We start from the raw sequence: 16,008 nt of genomic DNA, 5'->3' as shown, positions 1-16,008 counted from the left end.
CCGCTCCGATGCAAAGGACCATAAGGACACTGTTATGAATTCCACCTCTTTTTCTTCCCTGAAGCGTGCCGCAATCCTGTTCCCGGGGCAGGGTTCTTCCTGGCAGCAGGCGCTCGCTGATGCTGCCGCGACTCCTGTGGCACGTATCCGCATGGAGCAGCTTCTTAACGACGCCCAGTCCCTCACCGCCGCTGTTGCCCGCCCGTTGGCCTCTGTCGTGCCAGGAGTTGTGCAGCGTATTCGCGACGCGATGGATGCGGACACCTCGCACGAGGCGATCGACGCCCTGCCCGCGGTCAGTGCACCGGCGATTCTGCTGTCGCAGATTGTTGCCGCGGAAGATCTCGAGCAGCTCGGGCTCGACACCACCGACGCACTGTTCGCTGGACACTCCCAGGGCATCTTGGGTGCCGCCGCGCTCAATCGCGCCAACGGCCCACAGGCTGCGGAGAAAGCTCTTGCGTTCGCCTTCATCATGGGTGCTGCCGCAACCAACGTGTACGGTGGCGCCGACTCGCGCAGCCGGATGCTTTCGGTTCGTGGGCTGACGCCTGAGCAGGTCGGTGAGTTTGTCGTCGATACGCAAGCGGCTCCTATCAGCGTGATCAATGGGCACCGCCACGTGGTGCTGTCTGGCAGCCCGGAGGCGCTCGCGCAGGCACGCAAGGACATCGAAGCGGCTGCGAGCAACTACAACGCCAAGTTGGAAGTGGAGTACGGCGGATCCGAAATCACGCCGGTGTTCGACTCGCTTGATGTTGCGTACCCCTTCCACGTGGACACGAACGCCCCCGGTGTGGAGTTGGCGCAGCAGTGGGCGGACGCATGCGGCATCACCTTTGAAACCACCACTCCCCGTGAACTGGCGCAATCGATTTTGGTGGACCGGTTCGACTTCACCGAAACCGTGCGCGACCTGATTGCCCAGGGCGCGAGCCACATTTTCACGTTTGATACGGCTACGGCGACGATTGCGACCAACTTGGCCAACGGCTCCGGCGTCGCTGTGTTGGACGCGTCCACCGCCGCGAAGCGCGACGAGCTTGCACGCCCGGGCGCTGAGTTGCCGCAGGGCGTGGACTACTCGGCCTACGCACCACGAGTGATCGCGCTGCCGGATGGCAAGACGTACACGCAGACGAAGTTCTCGTCGCTAACTGGTCTGTCCCCAATCATCCTGGGTGGCATGACCCCAACGTCCGCGGACGGCGAGATTGTCGCCGCCGCTGCCAACGCCGGCTACTGGGCGGAACTTGCCGGTGGCGGCATGTACTCCGAGGAGGAGTTTGGCAAGCACACCGCCAACCTCAAGGCGTTTTTGCAGCCTGGTCGCACCGCGCAGTTCAACACCATGTTCTTCGACCGCTTCCTGTGGAACCTGCAATTCGGCCAAACGCGCATGGTGCCAAAGGCCCGCGCTGCTGGTGCTCCGTTTAACGGCGTGTGTATCTCCGCGGGCATTCCGGACGTCGACGAGGCCACAGAGCTGTTCGCGCAGCTGCACCAGGATGGCTTCCCTTACATTGCGCTCAAGCCCGGTACAACGCAGCAGATCCGCAACGCGCTCGCAATCGCTGCGGCGAACCCGGACGACCAGGTCATCTTGATGGTGGAGGACGGCCACGCTGGCGGCCACCACTCCTGGGTTGATCTGGAGGACATGCTGTTGGAGACCTACCCCGAGATCCGCGCGTACGACAACGCGGTGCTCACCGTCGGCGGTGGCGTGTACTCGCCAGAGCGTGCCGCGGAGCTGATTACGGGCCGTTGGTCTGAGAAGTTCGGTTTGCCTGCGATGCCGGTGGATGGAGTGTTCGTCGGCACCGTGGCTATGGCCACGAAGGAGGCGAAGGCCACGGATTCGGTCAAGCAGCTGCTCGTGGACACACCTGGCCTGCCGCCGGAGAACAACGGCGGTTGGGTCGGCCGCGGTCGCGGCGTGGCGGGTGTGGCGTCGTCGCAATCGCACCTGCTGGCGGACTTGCACGACCTGGACAACTCCTTTGCCAAGGCGGCACGGTTCATCGCCTCGTTGGATATTGAGGAGTACCCGGCGCACCGTGAGGAGATCATCGAGGCACTGTCGAAGACGGCGAAGCCGTACTTCGGCGACGTGGAGACGATGACGTACGCCGAGTGGGTCGAGCGCTTCATCGAGCTCGCCGATCCGTTTATCGACCAGACCTGGAACGCGCGCTTTGTTGCGTTGCTCCAGCGCATCGAGGCACGTCTGAACGAGGCCGACCACGGCGAGATCCCGACCCTCTTCCCCGACGATGTCGAGATCTCCCCGCGCGATGGTCTCAGCACCTTGCTACAGCACTACCCGCAGGCGCGCGAGGTCGTGGTTGCCCCGCGCGATGCGGCGTGGTGGATCGGTCTGCACTATGCCTACCCGAAGCCGATGCCGTGGGTGCCAGCACTTGATGCGGATCTGAAGTCCTGGTTTGGCAAGGACACCTTGTGGCAGGCACAGGATGAGCGCTACACCGCTGACCAGGTGCGCATTATCCCGGGCCCGGTTGCGGTTGCTGGTATTACGCGTAAGAACGAGCCGGTTGCGCAGTTGCTGGCACGTTTTGAGGATGCCGCGACGCAGATGCTTATCGACGACGGCGCCACCGCTGAATCCCGCTTTGCTCGACGCAGCGACGCCGCCGACGAGGCCGCGTATCTGCGCTCCTGCCCGACCTTGGTGTGGCACGGCCACCTGATGGCCAACCCTGCATACGCGCTGGACGAGGACGCCTTCGACGTGGGGGCAACCACCAACGCGGCTGGTGAGCGCGAGTGGACGATCCGAATCCACGCTGATTCCGCGTGGGACCACCTGCAGGACGACCAGCGTCCGTTCTACGTGCGTGAGGTGAACATCCCCGTCGAGATCCCTGCCGGTGCAGGCACGGGTGCCTCCCCGATTGTGGACGGCGATCGCCTGTCTGACAGCGTCTTCGAGCTGCTGTCTGGCCTGGCTGGTGTCGGTTCGGTCAGCGAGGCCGGCGACACGATTACTGAGATCCCGCAGATCGAGGCACCGACCGAGGACGCGCCGTTTGGTGTGGCGCGCTCATCGTTTACGCTGCCCGCTTCCCTCTTGGCATCGCACTCCGCGGTCACCGGCGGCGCTGTGGCCGACAACGCTGTGGTGGGCACGCCAGACGTGCTGGTTGGCCCCTGCTGGCCGGCGATCTACGCAGCGCTGGGCTCCGGCAAGTTGGCTGACGGCACGCCGGTGATCGAAGGCCTGCTCAACGCCGTCCACCTGGATCACGTCATCGACCTGCGCGTCCCGCTTACCGAGCTTGCAGATGGCCGGCGCATCGACGTGACCTCCAAGTGCACCTCGATCGCTGAGTCCACCTCTGGCCGTATTGTCACCGTCGAGTTGGAGCTGCGCTCCGGCGACGAGGTTGTGGCAACCCAGATGCAGCGCTTTGCCATCCGTGGTCGCGCCACCGGTACTGCAACACCAGTCCCGGCACCGGCCTATGGTGGTGGCGCAGCAAGCGAGCAGGTTGAGCCGACCCTGCGTTCGTTCGTGGACCGCACCGTGGTGCGCGCACCGTCGGACATGACCCCGTTTGCTCTGGTCTCCGGCGACTACAACCCGATTCACACCTCCGCCAACGCAGCAGCCCTGGTCAACCTGGCTGCGCCGCTGGTGCACGGCATGTGGCTATCCGCGACCGCACAGCACCTGGCTGCTGGCCACGGCCAGGTCATCGGCTGGACCTACTCCATGTACGGCATGGTGCAGCTTGACGACGATGTAGAGATCACCGTCGAGCGCGTCGGCCGCGTCGGCATCCAGCAGGCCCTTGAGGTGACCTGCCGCATCGCCGGCGACGTCGTCTCCCGTGGTCAGGCGCTTCTGGCCCAACCGCGCACCGCCTACGTCTACCCCGGCCAGGGCATTCAAACCCAGGGCATGGGCAACGGCGACCGTGCTGCTTCCGCTGCCGCGCGCGACGTGTGGCGCCGCGCTGACCGCCACACGCGTGAGACCCACGGGTTCTCCATCCAGCGCATTGTGGAGGACAACCCGTCGCGCCTGGTCATCCGCGGTCTGGAGTTCAAACACCCGGATGGCGTCCTGCACCTGACCCAGTTCACGCAGGTGGCCATGGCCGTTGTCGCCTACGCGCAGACGCAGCGACTGAACGAGGCCAACACGTTGGCCTCCGGTGCGTACTTTGCGGGCCACTCGCTCGGTGAATACACCGCGCTTGCAGCCCTGGGCAACATCTTTGACCTGGAAGCGGTCATCGACATCGTGTACTCGCGTGGCTCCGCCATGGGTTCCCTGGTGCCACGCGATGCGGAGGGCAACTCCGACTACGGCATGGGCGCGCTGCGCCCGAACATGATCGGTGTCGGCCCGGAAGAGGTCGAAGCGTACGTCGCTGGTGTTGCGCAGGATTCCGGCGAGTTCTTGGAGATTGTCAACTACAACATCAAGGGCCAGCAGTACTCCGTGGCTGGCACGAAGCGCGGCCTTGCCGCCCTGGAGCGCAAGGCTAACTCGGTTAATCCACGCGCCTACGTCACGGTTCCGGGCGTGGACGTTCCGTTCCACTCACGCGTGCTGCGCGAGGGTGTTGCAGACTTCGCCGAAAAGCTCGACGAGCACATGCCGGAAATCATCGACGTGGACACGCTGGTGGACCGCTACATTCCGAACTTGGTGGCCAAGCCGTTTGCGCTGACGCAAGAGTTCATCGACGCCGTCACCGACGAGGTCCCCTCCGAGCGCCTCAAGGGCATGACGCCGGAGAACACCGACCGCAACGCGCTCGCGCGCACGCTGCTCATCGAGTTGTTGGCGTGGCAGTTCGCCTCCCCTGTGCGCTGGATTGAAACCCAGGACTACCTGCTTGGTCGCGTCGACCAGGCCATCGAGGTCGGCCTTGCCTCTTCACCGACGCTGACCAACCTGGCAAAGCGCGAGATGGATGTCATCGGCATTCACGTGCCGGTTTTCAACGTTGAGGCAAGCCAGGACATCGTCATGCTCAACGACGTGGTTGCTGCGCCGGAGCCCGTGCTTGTCGACGACGCCCCGGCCGACACAGAAGCCGACTCGACCCCAGCGACCGAATCCGCCCCACAACCGGCAGCCGAGGCAGCACCCGCCGCACCAGCAGAGTCAGCACCGGCAGAGCCAGCACCGGCTGCACCGGCATCCGGTGCGCCCGTGTCCGACCTTCCCTTCACCGCAGCCGATGCGATCACCGTCCTGTTCGCGCTGCAGAACAAGATCCGTCCCGAGCAGATCAACGATTCGGACACGATTGAGGAGCTCACCGGCGGGGTGTCGTCGCGACGCAACCAGCTGCTCATGGACATGTCCGCCGAGCTCGGCGTGCCTGCCATCGACGGCGCAGCGGAGGCCGACGTGGCTACGCTGAACACGCGCGTGAACACCGCCGCACCGGGCTACACCCCGTTCGGCGCTGTCCTGTCCGAGGCCGTGGGCACCCGCCTGCGCCAACTCTTCGGCAGCGCAGGCCTGAAGCCGGCGTTTGTCGGCGAGCACCTCGCGGCCGCGTGGGGCCTGCCCACAACCTGGACCGCGCACGTCGAAGCTGAGATCTTGTTGGGCAGCCGCACTGAGGAATCGGTGCGTGGCGGTTCGCTCAACAGCCTGCCGCCGGCCACGACCAAGGCGGAGATCACCGCACTGATCGACCAGGCGGTACAAAACGTCGCCGCACGCTACGGCGTTGCAGTCTCCCAGGCCACCAGCGGCGGTTCCTCCGGCGGCGGCGTGGTGGATTCGGCTGCACTCGACGCCTACAAGGACGAAGTCACCGACACCCTGGTGGCCACCGCCCGCACGCTGCTAAACAAGCTCGGCATCGAAGAAGAGGTCGCGGAAATCCCCGCACCGGACACCACGATCGTGGAAACGATCGAGGCAGAACTCGGCTCCGGCTGGGTCAAGCAGGTCACCCCAGTCTTCGACGAGCGCAAAGCAGTGCTTTTCGACGACCGCTGGGCCCAAGCCCGCGAAGACCTCGCACGCGTCGCCCTCGGCGAGATCGACCTCGCACCACAGCGCTTCGCTGGCACCGGCTCCACCGTGGCAAAGCAGGCCGAGTGGTACGCCAAGCGCGTGGAAGGTGATCGTCGCAACGTACTCGGCGAGATCGCAGCAGCCGCCATCGCCGACGCGAACGAGCCGTACGCAGACGACGTCGCCTTAGTCACCGGAGCCGCGCCGGGTTCCATCGCCACCGCAGTGGTGGAACGCCTGCTCGCAGGCGGTGCGACGGTCATCATGACCGCATCCAACGTCAGCCAGGCGCGCAAGGAATTCGCCCGCACCCTCTTCGCCGAGCACGCTTCCGTGGGCGCGCGCCTGTGGCTGGTGCCGACGAACCTGTCGTCCTACCGCGACATCGATGCACTCATCGGCTGGATCGAGTCCGAGCAGAAGGAAACCGTCGGCAAGGACGTCAAGATCATCAAACCGGCACTCACCCCGACGCTTGCCTTCCCGTTCGCCGCACCTCCTGTGTCCGGCTCGCTCGCAGAGGTCGGTGGCAACGCCGAAACGCAGGCCCGCCTGCTGCTGTGGTCGGTCGAACGCACCATTGCCGGCCTGTCCGACCTGGCGCAGCGCGGCGATAACTTCCCTGCCGAGCGCGCTCACATCGTTCTGCCGGGCTCGCCGAACCGCGGCACGTTCGGTGGCGACGGCGCCTACGGCGAGGTCAAGGCAGCCTTCGACGCGATTGTGAACAAGTGGTCTGCGGAAACCGGCTGGCCGGAAGGTGTCACCCTGGCGCAGGCCCGCATCGGCTGGGTTGCCGGCACGCACCTGATGGGCGGCAACGACGGCCTCGTCCCGGCGGCACAGGCCGCAGGTATTCACGTGTGGAGCCCGGAGGAAATCTCCACGCAGCTGCTCGGCCTGGTCACCGAGGAATCCCGTGAGCAGGCGAAGCAGTCCCCGCTGGATCTCGACCTCACTGGCGGGCTCGAGGACGCAGGCGTGTCCATCGCCGATCTGGCGCGTAATGCACGTGTTGATGTGGCGGGCACGGAGTCGTCGACAAGCAATGGCACCACGGTGCGCGCACTGCCAAACGTCACTACCCCGCGCCAACCCACACCGGCGAGCGTGGGCGATGTCACCTGCTCGCTGGACGACATGGTGGTTGTCGTCGGCATCGGCGAAGTATCCAGCTGGGGCTCCGGGCGCACCCGCCGCGAAGCCGAATACGGCATCGCGCGCACCGGCGAGGTCGACCTCACTGCAGCCGGCGTCCTCGAACTGGCGTGGATGATGGGCCTGATCACCTGGTCCGAAGACCCGAACCCGGCTTGGTACGACGAAGATGGCGCGGAGGTTGCCGAAGAGGACATCTACGAGCGCTTCCGCGACGACGTCATCGCACGCAGCGGCATCCGCACGCTGACGGACAAGTACTTCCTCACCGACCAAGGCTCCATCGACCTTGAGCAGGTCTACCTCGACCGCGACATCACGTTTACCGTGACCACGGAAGAAGAAGCACTTGCATACGTGGAAGCCGACGGTGAGAAGACCACTATCCGCCAGATCGACGGCGAATGGAGCGTGACCCGCCACGCCGGTGCCCTGGCACACGTGCCGAAGAAGGCCACCTTGTCGCGCACCGTCGCTGGCCAGATGCCGGACGGGTTCGACCCGACCAAGTGGGGCATCCCCGCCCAGATGGCCGACGGCATGGACCGCATGGCCGCCTGGAACCTGGTCACCGCCGTCGACGCGTTCATCAACGCCGGCTTCACTCCGGCAGAGCTCATGCAGAAGGTCCACCCGTCCTTCATCGCCACCACCCAAGGCACCGGTATTGGCGGCATGGAATCGCTGCACAAGGTGTTCGTCTCCCGCTTCATCGGCGAGGAACGCCAGACTGACATCCTGCAGGAAGCGCTGCCCAACGTGGTGGCCGCCCACACCATGCAGGCGCTTGTCGGCGGCTACGGCTCCATGATCCACCCGGTCGGCGCGTGCGCCACCGCCGCAGTCAGCATCGAAGAAGCGGTGGACAAGATTGCGCTGGGCAAGGCCGACTTTGTCGTCGCCGGTGGTATCGACGACGTCCAGGTCGAATCCCTCCAGGGCTTCGGCGACATGAACGCCACCGCCGAAACCGCCAAGATGACGGCACAAGGTATCGACGGCCGCTTCATCTCACGCGCCAACGACCGTCGACGCGGCGGCTTCCTCGAAGCCGAAGGCGGCGGCACGGTCCTGCTCGCCCGCGGCACCCTCGCCGCCGAGCTCGGCCTGCCGGTGCTGGCAGTGGTCGCGTACGCCTCCAGCTTCGGCGACGGCGCACACACCTCCATCCCGGCACCAGGCCTCGGCGTGCTGGCGGCGGCCTGCGGCGGTACCGACTCGCCTCTCGCCCGTTCCCTGTCCTCGCTGGGGCTGACGCCTGACGACGTCACCGTCTTGTCCAAGCACGACACCTCCACCAACGCCAACGATCCGAACGAATCCGAACTGCACTCCGTGCTGTGGCCGGCCGTTGGCCGCGACCCGGATGCACCGATGTACGTCATCTCGCAGAAGACCCTCACCGGCCACTCCAAGGCAGGTGCGGCGCTGCTGCAGACCGGCGGGCTTATCGACGTCCTGGCAACCGGCGGCCTCCCGCCGAACGCCTCGCTGGACTGCGTCGACCCGCTCATCGAGTCGAAGGCAACCAACCTGGTGTGGCTGCGCTCCCCGCTCGCTCTCGGAGCCGGCAACGTGAAGGCGGCGGCCCTGACCTCGCTTGGTTTCGGCCACGTCGGCGCGCTCGTCGTGCTGGGCCACCCGGGTGTGTTCGAAGCCGCACTGACACGCGATGGCCGTGACGCCGACGCCTGGCGTGAGCGCGCCACCGAACGCCTCGCCCAGGGCGCAAGCCGACTCGAGGCCGGGATGATCGGCCGCGCCGACCTCTTCACCCAGGTGGAGAACCGCCGCTTCGCTGGTATCGACGACCACGCCGACGAGATCGCACTCCTGCTCAACCCCGATGCCCGTCTCAACGCCGACGGCACGTACCCGACCGTTTAAGGAGAGGCACCATGACACCACTGTTTCGTACCGACGACACGTCGCTGTCCCACGACGAACTGGCAGCACTGACCACCGTGCTCGCCGAGGCCCAAACCTGGCAGGCCACCTCCGCTACTGAGGCCGGCGCCGGTGCTGCCTACGAAGACAACGTGTTCGGCGATGCGTTCGGCCGGCAAACCATCGGCAACGTCACATACTTCTAGAAAGGACCGCACATATGCATGACTTTCCGTTCCGCAAGGTCCTCGTCGCCAACCGCAGCGAGATCGCGGTCCGTATCATCCGCGCAGCCCGCGACGCAGGCCTTGCCTCCGTGGCGATCTACGCCGACCCCGACAAGGACGCGCCGTATACCGAAATGGCGGATGAGGCGATTGGGATCGGTGGCGAGACGTCGTCGCAAAGCTATCTGGATATCGACAAAGTGCTCAAGGCTTGCCGCGACAGCGGTGCGGACGCCGTCCACCCCGGCTACGGCTTTTTGGCGGAAAACGCCGAGTTCGCCCGGCGCGTCATCGACGAGGGGCTGACCTGGATCGGACCGCCGCCGCGGGCCATCGACGCGCTTGGCGACAAGGTCACTGCCCGACGCATCGCTGAAGAGGTCGACGCCCCACTGGTGCCGGGCACAAAGGACCCGGTAGACAGCGCCGACGATGTGGTCGCATTCGCCGACAACCACGGTCTACCGGTGGCTATCAAGGCGGCGTACGGTGGTGGCGGCCGCGGTATGAAGGTCGCCCGCACGCGTGGCGAGATCCGCGAACTGTTCGAGTCCGCCACCCGCGAAGCCAAAGCAGCGTTCGGCCGTGGCGAGTGCTTCGTGGAGCGCTACCTCGACCGCGCCCGCCACGTTGAAGCACAGGTGCTGGCGGATACGCACGGCAACGTCATCGTCGCTGGCACCCGCGACTGCTCCGTGCAGCGCAGGTTCCAAAAGCTCATCGAGGAAGCCCCCGCCCCATATCTCACCGACGAGCAGCGCGAACGCATCCACGAGTCCGCTAAAGCGATTGCGAAGCAAGCAGGCTACGTGGGCGTTGGCACCGTGGAGTATCTCGTCGGAGCTGACGGGCTGATCTCCTTCCTTGAGGTCAACACCCGCCTCCAGGTCGAGCACCCCGTCACCGAAGAAACCACCGGCGTGGATCTTGTCATCGAGCAGTTCCGCATCGCCGCCGGCGAGCCGCTGCGTTTCGACGCCGATCTGGAGCCCACCGGCCACGCCTTCGAGTTCCGCATCACCGCCGAAGACGCCGGCACCAACTTCATGCCCATGCCCGGCACCGCCACCGCCTACATCGAACCCGCAGGCCCCGGCGTGCGCGTCGACTCCGGCATCCGCGCAGGCTCCACCATCGGCGGCCAGTTCGACTCGATGTTGGCCAAACTCATCGTTCGCGGCGAAACACGCGACCAGGCCATCACCCGCGCCAAGCGCGCCCTCGCCGAATTCCGGGTCGAAGGCATGCCGACCATCATCCCCTTCCATCAGCGCATGCTTGACGACGACGCCTTCACCGGCGACGCCTCCCAATTCGCCGTATACACCCGCTGGATCGAAGAGGAATGGGACCCGGACGTCGCGCCCTACGAGTCCGACGGCGCTGGCGAAGACAGTGACCAGGATGAGGTGCGACGCCGCACCGTCTCCGTCGGGGTCAACGGCCGATCGATCGAGATCACTCTGCCGGAGACGTTGCTTCTCGGAGCCTCTGCTTTGACTCGCCGCGACCGCAAGCGCCGCTCCCGTAGCGGTGGATCGGGAGGCAAGGGTTCCGGCAATGGCGCAGCCAGCGCAGACACCCTGACCGCACCGATGCAGGGCACCGTGGTGAAGTCCGAAGTCACCGAAGGTGCTCGAGTCGAAGCCGGTGACATCGTGGTCATCCTCGAGGCCATGAAGATGGAAAACCCGGTCAAGGCTCACAAGAGCGGTGTTGTGAAGAACCTCGCGGTGGAGGCCGGCAGCCATGTAGATAAGGGCGCGGCACTCCTCGACATCACCGACGAGTAGTTTCTGTACTTTCCCGGGGATCGCACCCGGCGCGTCAAAAATTGGGGTTTGACGCGCCGGGCTTTCCAGTTCTATGGTTACTCACATGAGTGGTAAACCCATATACCTACAGATAGCAGATGAGTTACGTGACCTCATCGGGGCAGGCACCCTCGCCCCCGGCGACCGTGTGCCGTCTACCAACGAGCTCTCCGCCTACCACTCTGTCAACCCCACCACCTCCGCCAAAGCGCTCACCGAACTGTTCAACGAGGGTCTGCTGGAGAAACGCCGCGGGCTCGGCATGTTCGTCCTGGAGAGTGCGCGTGAGCAGGTGTTACGTACGCGTCGCGAAGCATTCGCCCGCGATTTTGTCCAACCGTTTGTACATGAGGCCAACCAACTCGGCATCACTACCGAGGAGCTGACGGCAATGATCGAAAAGGAGCGCACCCAATGAACCCCGGCTTCTACGCGCTGGTCGGCCCAAACGCCGCCGGCAAAACACACTTCCTACACACGCTCATGGGCCCGCACGCCGCGTTTGTCCCGGCTGGTGCGGACGCGAAGTTTGCGGGCACGACCGTAGACGGCCACCTGCGCGCGGTCGCGGCCATCCACCCACATGTAGAGCTCGACTTCCCCAACACCCGCATCAGGGACCTCTCCGTTGGGCAGCGCCGCCTCCTCACCATCGAGGTAGCCCTAGCCATCGGCAAGGACCTGCTACTCCTCGACGAGCCGTTTGACGGCATCGACACCACCACCCGCAAACAGGTCCGCCGGCGGCTGATTGACTACATCGCGGAGAACCCGCAGCGCAGCGTGGTGATGGCGTCGCATCGCGCCGAGGACTTCGCCGGTTTGGCCACCCATGTCATGCAGACATTTGATCACGAGGTCTCGCGCCCTGTCCCACTCGACGACGCCCGCCTGTGTTTTCCGACGGTCACCGGCCCCACCGCCGAGATCAAAGAACTTATCGCCCGCTTCCCCGTCGCCGAGACGGCGAGCCTCGGGCCAACGACACGCGCCACTTTCGCTGAACCCATCAGTGAGAACGATGTCCACCTGCCCATCGAATACCCGGACGATGCCGAACTCATCGACCTCCTTGCGACAGAAAGGCCCGCACGATGAAACTCTTCCTCAGCCCCTTCAAGCCGCTGTCCTACCTGGTGGCGTTGGCCATATTACTGATCCTGGCCCCTCTGGGCCGTTTCTACAGTGGAGATGGTTCCTTCTGGACCATCTTCGGAGGCTTCGCCCTGACCGCCCTATTTACCCTCGCTGGCACGCAGTGGAGCGCGTTAAACCAGCTCGGCGCGAGCTTTTCCGCGTGGATGAACTCGGCAACAATCACCGCCGTCATTGCTGCGGTGGTACTTGGAGTGTCCACCGCGGCATCCTCGATCTACAACCAGTTCAAGAACCCGTACTACCAGCCCTATGACCTGTTCTTATTCACCAACGGCGCAGACGTACCCTGGACGGACACGAACGGCGATGTCTACATCATGGCGAACGCCGGGCAAGACACCACATCTATGACCCTAACGATACTGCTCCACATCGCGTTCTTCTTCGTGGCTGCCATCGTGGGGGTTGCGCTCGGTTTGGTCTACGCCTCCTACGGCACCGGGCGCGTCCTCATCACCGCATTTTCCACCTTCCTCATGGCGGTGGCGCTGTACTGGGCAATAGAGTCCCCTGTAGGCGATTGGGACACCGCCGCTGCCAGTGGCATATGCGCCGCATGCCTAGTCACACTCGCCGTCAGCGCGGTGGCATTTCGTAGCACAAAGCGCTTCGTGCCCTAGCAACCACTCGCGCCCTCTACCGCTCCAGCCACTCCGAGCGCAGCAGCCCGTGGCGGGAGCAGCAGGCCTCCCACCCAAAGGGGCTGATCTTCACCACCATGCGGCGCTCGCAGACCGGGCAGATCCGCGGCGCGTCGTAGGGGCGGTTCGAGTTGACGGGCAGCTGGAGCTCGCCGGACAGGATGGCGTCGGCAAGCTCGGTGCTCTCAGGCACGCGCATTAGAGGGCCTTGATGGTGTCGTAGAGCGCGCCGTGGCCGGACTTCATCTTCTGGCCGACCGGGGTGATGCCCAGATCGAGCACGCGGTCAACGGCCTCGCGGTCCTGCTCGATCGGGCGGCCCAAGGTGGTCAGGTAGTTGCCGCCGATAATCGCGTTGGCGCCGCCGAGGAGGCCGGCTTCGGTGCCGTCGTCGCCAAGCGCGAGCTCGGTGCCGCCGGCAAAGCGCAGCTGGGCGGTCGGCATAGCCAGGCGGAACGCGGCCACGGCGCGCAGCGCCTCGCCCTGCGGAACCAGCGGGCGGTCCTCGAACGGGGTGCCCGGGCGCGGGTCGAGGAAGTTCATGGGCACCTCGTGCGGCTCAATCTCGGCGAGCTGGGCGGCGAACTCGGCGCGCTGCTCCAGGGACTCACCCAGGCCGATGATGCCGCCGCAGCAGGTTTCCATGCCCTCTGCCAGCACGTACTCGAGGGTGTTCTTGCGCTCCTCCCAGGTGTGGGTAGTTACCACGTTGGGGAAGAAGGACTTCGCGGTTTCGAAGTTGTGGTTGTAGCGGGACACGCCCATCTGCTTGAGCTGGCGCGCCTGGTCCTGGGTGAGGATACCCAAGGAGGCGGAAATAGAGATGTCCACTTCCTCTTGGATGGCGGTGACGGCCTCGGCGACCTGGTCGAGCAGCTGCTGGGTCGGGCTCTTGACGGCGGCGACGATGCAGAACTCGGCCGCGCCCATCTTCTCGGATTGCTTGGCGGCCTCGACGAGCTCGTTGATGTCCAGGGTCACGGCGCGGACCGGGGACTCGAATAGGCCGGACTGGGAGCAGAAGTGGCAGTCCTCCGGGCAGCCGCCGGTCTTCAGGGAGATGATGCCCTCGAGCGAGACGTCCACGCCGCAGTGCTTGATACGGGTTTCGTGCGCGATCTCCAGCAGTTCCTTCAGGTCCTCGTCCGGAACTTGGAGGACCTGGAGGATCTCCTCCTGGTTCAGACCCTCGCCCTTTTCCAGGGCCTTCTCGCGGGCGATATCAAGAATTGGTGCATGTGACATAGGTAATACTCCGTTCTCAATGTAATGACTGACAAAAGGCTACCGCATACCTTGAACACCGTTCAGTCAATCCCCGAAAAATGCCCCGCTTCCCCAAATCTGGGGGCGGGGAGAACGTTTTAGTTTTCCGGCCGGCGGCGCTCGCTGCGCGGAGGCAGCCGCATCTTCCGCAGGCCCCGGTACGCCGTCCGGGCACCCGGGATGCGTCGGGCGCGCTGGTACAAAAACGTGGTGAGCGCGTCGCGTGGATCGTAGGCGGCTGCCGCCTCCTCGTCGTATTCGTAGACGGGCAGGCTCCAGCCCCGTTTCAGCGACAGCAGGCGCACCCCCAGCACCGCCGTCAGGGTGACCAGGATGACCACCCACTCGTGCGCGCCCAGCCAGTCAAGCCCCCACCACGCCATGACGCCGATGACGGCGGCCGAGGCGTACATCTCTTTGTGGAAGACGAGCGGGACGCGGTCCGAGAGCACGTCGCGGAGCACACCGCCCGAGACCCCCGTGGTCACCGCGGCCACGCACGCGATGATGAAACCGTGGCCGTTGGACACTGCAGTCTGAATACCCAGCACTGCGAAGGCGGCCAGGCCGATTGCGTCGGCGACGAGGAAGCTGCGACGCAGACGCACCAGCAGCCAACTCACCCGCACCGTCACCACGGCCGCGATAATCACCGTGAGCAGGTAAAGCGGCTGCTCCACCCACGTCAGCGGGTAGGTGCCCAACAGGACGTCGCGGACCGTGCCGCCGCCGAGCGCGGTGAGCGCGCCGAGCGTGATCACGCCGAACAGATCCATCCGCATCCGGCCAGCAGCGACGGCCGCCGTCATCGACTCGGCGACAATCCCGATGACGTACAGGATTACCACCAGATCGGCGGTACTGAAGCCGGCGAAGTAGTCAGCGATCATGCTCAGCCCTCCGCATACTCCACCAGAAGCGGCGAGTGGTCCGACCACCGCAGCTCCACCGCCTCGGCTTTTTCCACCCAGCTGCGCTGCGCCCGCGCGAGCATGTCGGCGGTGGCCGCCTGGTAGTCGATGCGCCAGCCCGCGTCGTTATTAAAAGCCTGGCCGCGGTACGTCCACCACGTATACGGCGCAGCTTCCGGCGACAAGCGACGGGCGACGTCGAACCACACCGGCTCGGCCGCGGCCGTACGCGCGGCGGGCACCGTGCCGGTCGCGCCGTACTCGACCGCGCCCGCCCAGCCGGCGGCGGCCTTGTCCTCTATATCCTGCGCCGCCTCGTCCGGGAACGCGCCGAACACCGAGTCCATGAACGCGCGCTCCGAGGGCAAGAAGCCGGACTTCTTCCGGTTCGTCTTCCAATTCTTCAGATCCTCGCGGCGGTGGCAGATGTTCCAGTCGCCGCCGATGACCATCTGCGGGTATTGCGTCGCCCACTCGCGAAGAAGCGGCTCGAAGCGGTCCAAGAACTCGTACTTTTCGTCCTGTTTCGCGGTCTCGGCCGCACCCGACGGCAGGTACAGCGAGGCGACGCGCTCCCCGCCCGGCAGGGTGGCGGCGATGAGTCGGCCGGCGGTTTCGAAGCCGGGGAGGCCGATCTGGGCGTCGATAAGCGGGCGCTTCGACAAAATGCCGACCCCGGCCCGCCCCTTGGCCTCGGCGGGTGCGACGAGAAGCTCCCAGCCCTCCTCCAGCGCTGGGGCGAGCGCGGCGCGCGCCTGCTCCTCGGTCGCGCGGACCTCCTGCATCAGCACCACCTCGGCCGGGGTGTGCCGCAGCCACTCCAACATCCCGAGATTCTGCTCGTTACGGACCTTCGTGGCGGCCCGAATCCCGTTGACATTCACAGAAGCGATAGTGAGACTCATGCCCCCGAGACTACCTATTACAGAA

10 protein-coding genes are annotated in these 16,008 nt (G+C 65.3%); 6 read left to right on the top strand and 4 right to left on the bottom strand.

All coding sequences use genetic code 11. The features are described from left to right. Positions 1-34 precede the first annotated feature (34 nt). The 6 genes from CIHUM_RS02440 (at position 35) to CIHUM_RS02415 (ending at position 12,880) form a co-directional block, all read left to right on the top strand. Positions 35-9,061 (top strand): type I polyketide synthase, encoded by a 9,027-nt coding sequence (locus tag CIHUM_RS02440; protein ID WP_273680231.1) that lies wholly within the window; start codon positions 35-37, stop codon positions 9,059-9,061. 11 nt (positions 9,062-9,072) lie between these two features. After that, complete coding sequence (locus CIHUM_RS02435) at positions 9,073-9,267, top strand: hypothetical protein (RefSeq protein ID WP_034997398.1); 195 nt, start codon at positions 9,073-9,075, stop codon at positions 9,265-9,267. A 14-nt stretch (positions 9,268-9,281) separates the two neighbouring features. Beyond that, a complete protein-coding gene (locus CIHUM_RS02430; RefSeq protein ID WP_034997396.1) occupies positions 9,282-11,081 on the top strand; it encodes an acetyl/propionyl/methylcrotonyl-CoA carboxylase subunit alpha in 1,800 nt (599 codons plus the stop codon). An 85-nt stretch (positions 11,082-11,166) separates the two neighbouring features. After that, complete coding sequence (locus CIHUM_RS02425; RefSeq protein ID WP_034997395.1) at positions 11,167-11,520, top strand: GntR family transcriptional regulator; 354 nt, start codon at positions 11,167-11,169, stop codon at positions 11,518-11,520. Beyond that, positions 11,517-12,200: an ATP-binding cassette domain-containing protein gene (locus tag CIHUM_RS02420; RefSeq protein ID WP_034997393.1), complete on the top strand. Its 684-nt coding sequence runs from the start codon at positions 11,517-11,519 to the stop codon at positions 12,198-12,200. Before CIHUM_RS02425 ends, CIHUM_RS02420 begins: the two co-directional genes overlap by 4 nt. Further along, on the top strand, positions 12,197-12,880 hold the full coding sequence (locus CIHUM_RS02415; RefSeq protein WP_034997391.1) for a hypothetical protein: 684 nt from the start codon (positions 12,197-12,199) through the stop codon (positions 12,878-12,880). Before CIHUM_RS02420 ends, CIHUM_RS02415 begins: the two co-directional genes overlap by 4 nt. Before the next feature lie 16 nt (positions 12,881-12,896). Here CIHUM_RS02415 and bsaP read toward each other — a convergent pair whose 3' ends face one another. The 4 genes from bsaP to CIHUM_RS02395 form a co-directional block, all read right to left on the bottom strand. Further along, positions 12,897-13,100, bottom strand: coding sequence for a biotin synthase auxiliary protein BsaP (bsaP, locus tag CIHUM_RS02410; RefSeq protein ID WP_034997390.1), 204 nt, complete (start codon positions 13,098-13,100; stop codon positions 12,897-12,899). Further along, entirely contained in the window at positions 13,100-14,146 is a 1,047-nt protein-coding gene (gene bioB / locus CIHUM_RS02405) for a biotin synthase BioB (protein ID WP_034997388.1), read from the bottom strand. The genes bsaP and bioB overlap by 1 nt, the downstream gene beginning before the upstream one ends. A 119-nt stretch (positions 14,147-14,265) precedes the next feature. Then, a complete protein-coding gene (locus tag CIHUM_RS02400) occupies positions 14,266-15,057 on the bottom strand; it encodes a trimeric intracellular cation channel family protein (RefSeq protein ID WP_051106271.1) in 792 nt (263 codons plus the stop codon). A 2-nt stretch (positions 15,058-15,059) separates the two neighbouring features. Then, positions 15,060-15,983, bottom strand: a complete 924-nt coding sequence (locus CIHUM_RS02395) for an exodeoxyribonuclease III (protein ID WP_034997387.1) — start codon at positions 15,981-15,983, stop codon at positions 15,060-15,062. Positions 15,984-16,008: the final 25 nt, after the last annotated feature.

It is taken from the genome of Corynebacterium ihumii, assembly GCF_028609825.1.
GTDB classification, from domain to species: Bacteria; Actinomycetota; Actinomycetes; order Mycobacteriales; family Mycobacteriaceae; genus Corynebacterium; species Corynebacterium afermentans.
This window is presented reverse-complemented; position numbering and strand designations above follow the sequence as displayed.

Coding starts and splice junctions, on each gene's coding strand:
- CIHUM_RS02440 (WP_273680231.1), top strand. CDS start 35: ATGAATTCCACCTCTTTTTCTTCCCTGAAGCGTGCCGCAATCCTGTTC.
- CIHUM_RS02435 (WP_034997398.1), top strand. CDS start 9,073: ATGACACCACTGTTTCGTACCGACGACACGTCGCTGTCCCACGACGAA.
- CIHUM_RS02430 (WP_034997396.1), top strand. CDS start 9,282: ATGCATGACTTTCCGTTCCGCAAGGTCCTCGTCGCCAACCGCAGCGAG.
- CIHUM_RS02425 (WP_034997395.1), top strand. CDS start 11,167: ATGAGTGGTAAACCCATATACCTACAGATAGCAGATGAGTTACGTGAC.
- CIHUM_RS02420 (WP_034997393.1), top strand. CDS start 11,517: ATGAACCCCGGCTTCTACGCGCTGGTCGGCCCAAACGCCGCCGGCAAA.
- CIHUM_RS02415 (WP_034997391.1), top strand. CDS start 12,197: ATGAAACTCTTCCTCAGCCCCTTCAAGCCGCTGTCCTACCTGGTGGCG.
- bsaP (WP_034997390.1), bottom strand. CDS start 13,100: ATGCGCGTGCCTGAGAGCACCGAGCTTGCCGACGCCATCCTGTCCGGC.
- bioB (WP_034997388.1), bottom strand. CDS start 14,146: ATGTCACATGCACCAATTCTTGATATCGCCCGCGAGAAGGCCCTGGAA.
- CIHUM_RS02400 (WP_051106271.1), bottom strand. CDS start 15,057: ATGATCGCTGACTACTTCGCCGGCTTCAGTACCGCCGATCTGGTGGTA.
- CIHUM_RS02395 (WP_034997387.1), bottom strand. CDS start 15,983: ATGAGTCTCACTATCGCTTCTGTGAATGTCAACGGGATTCGGGCCGCC.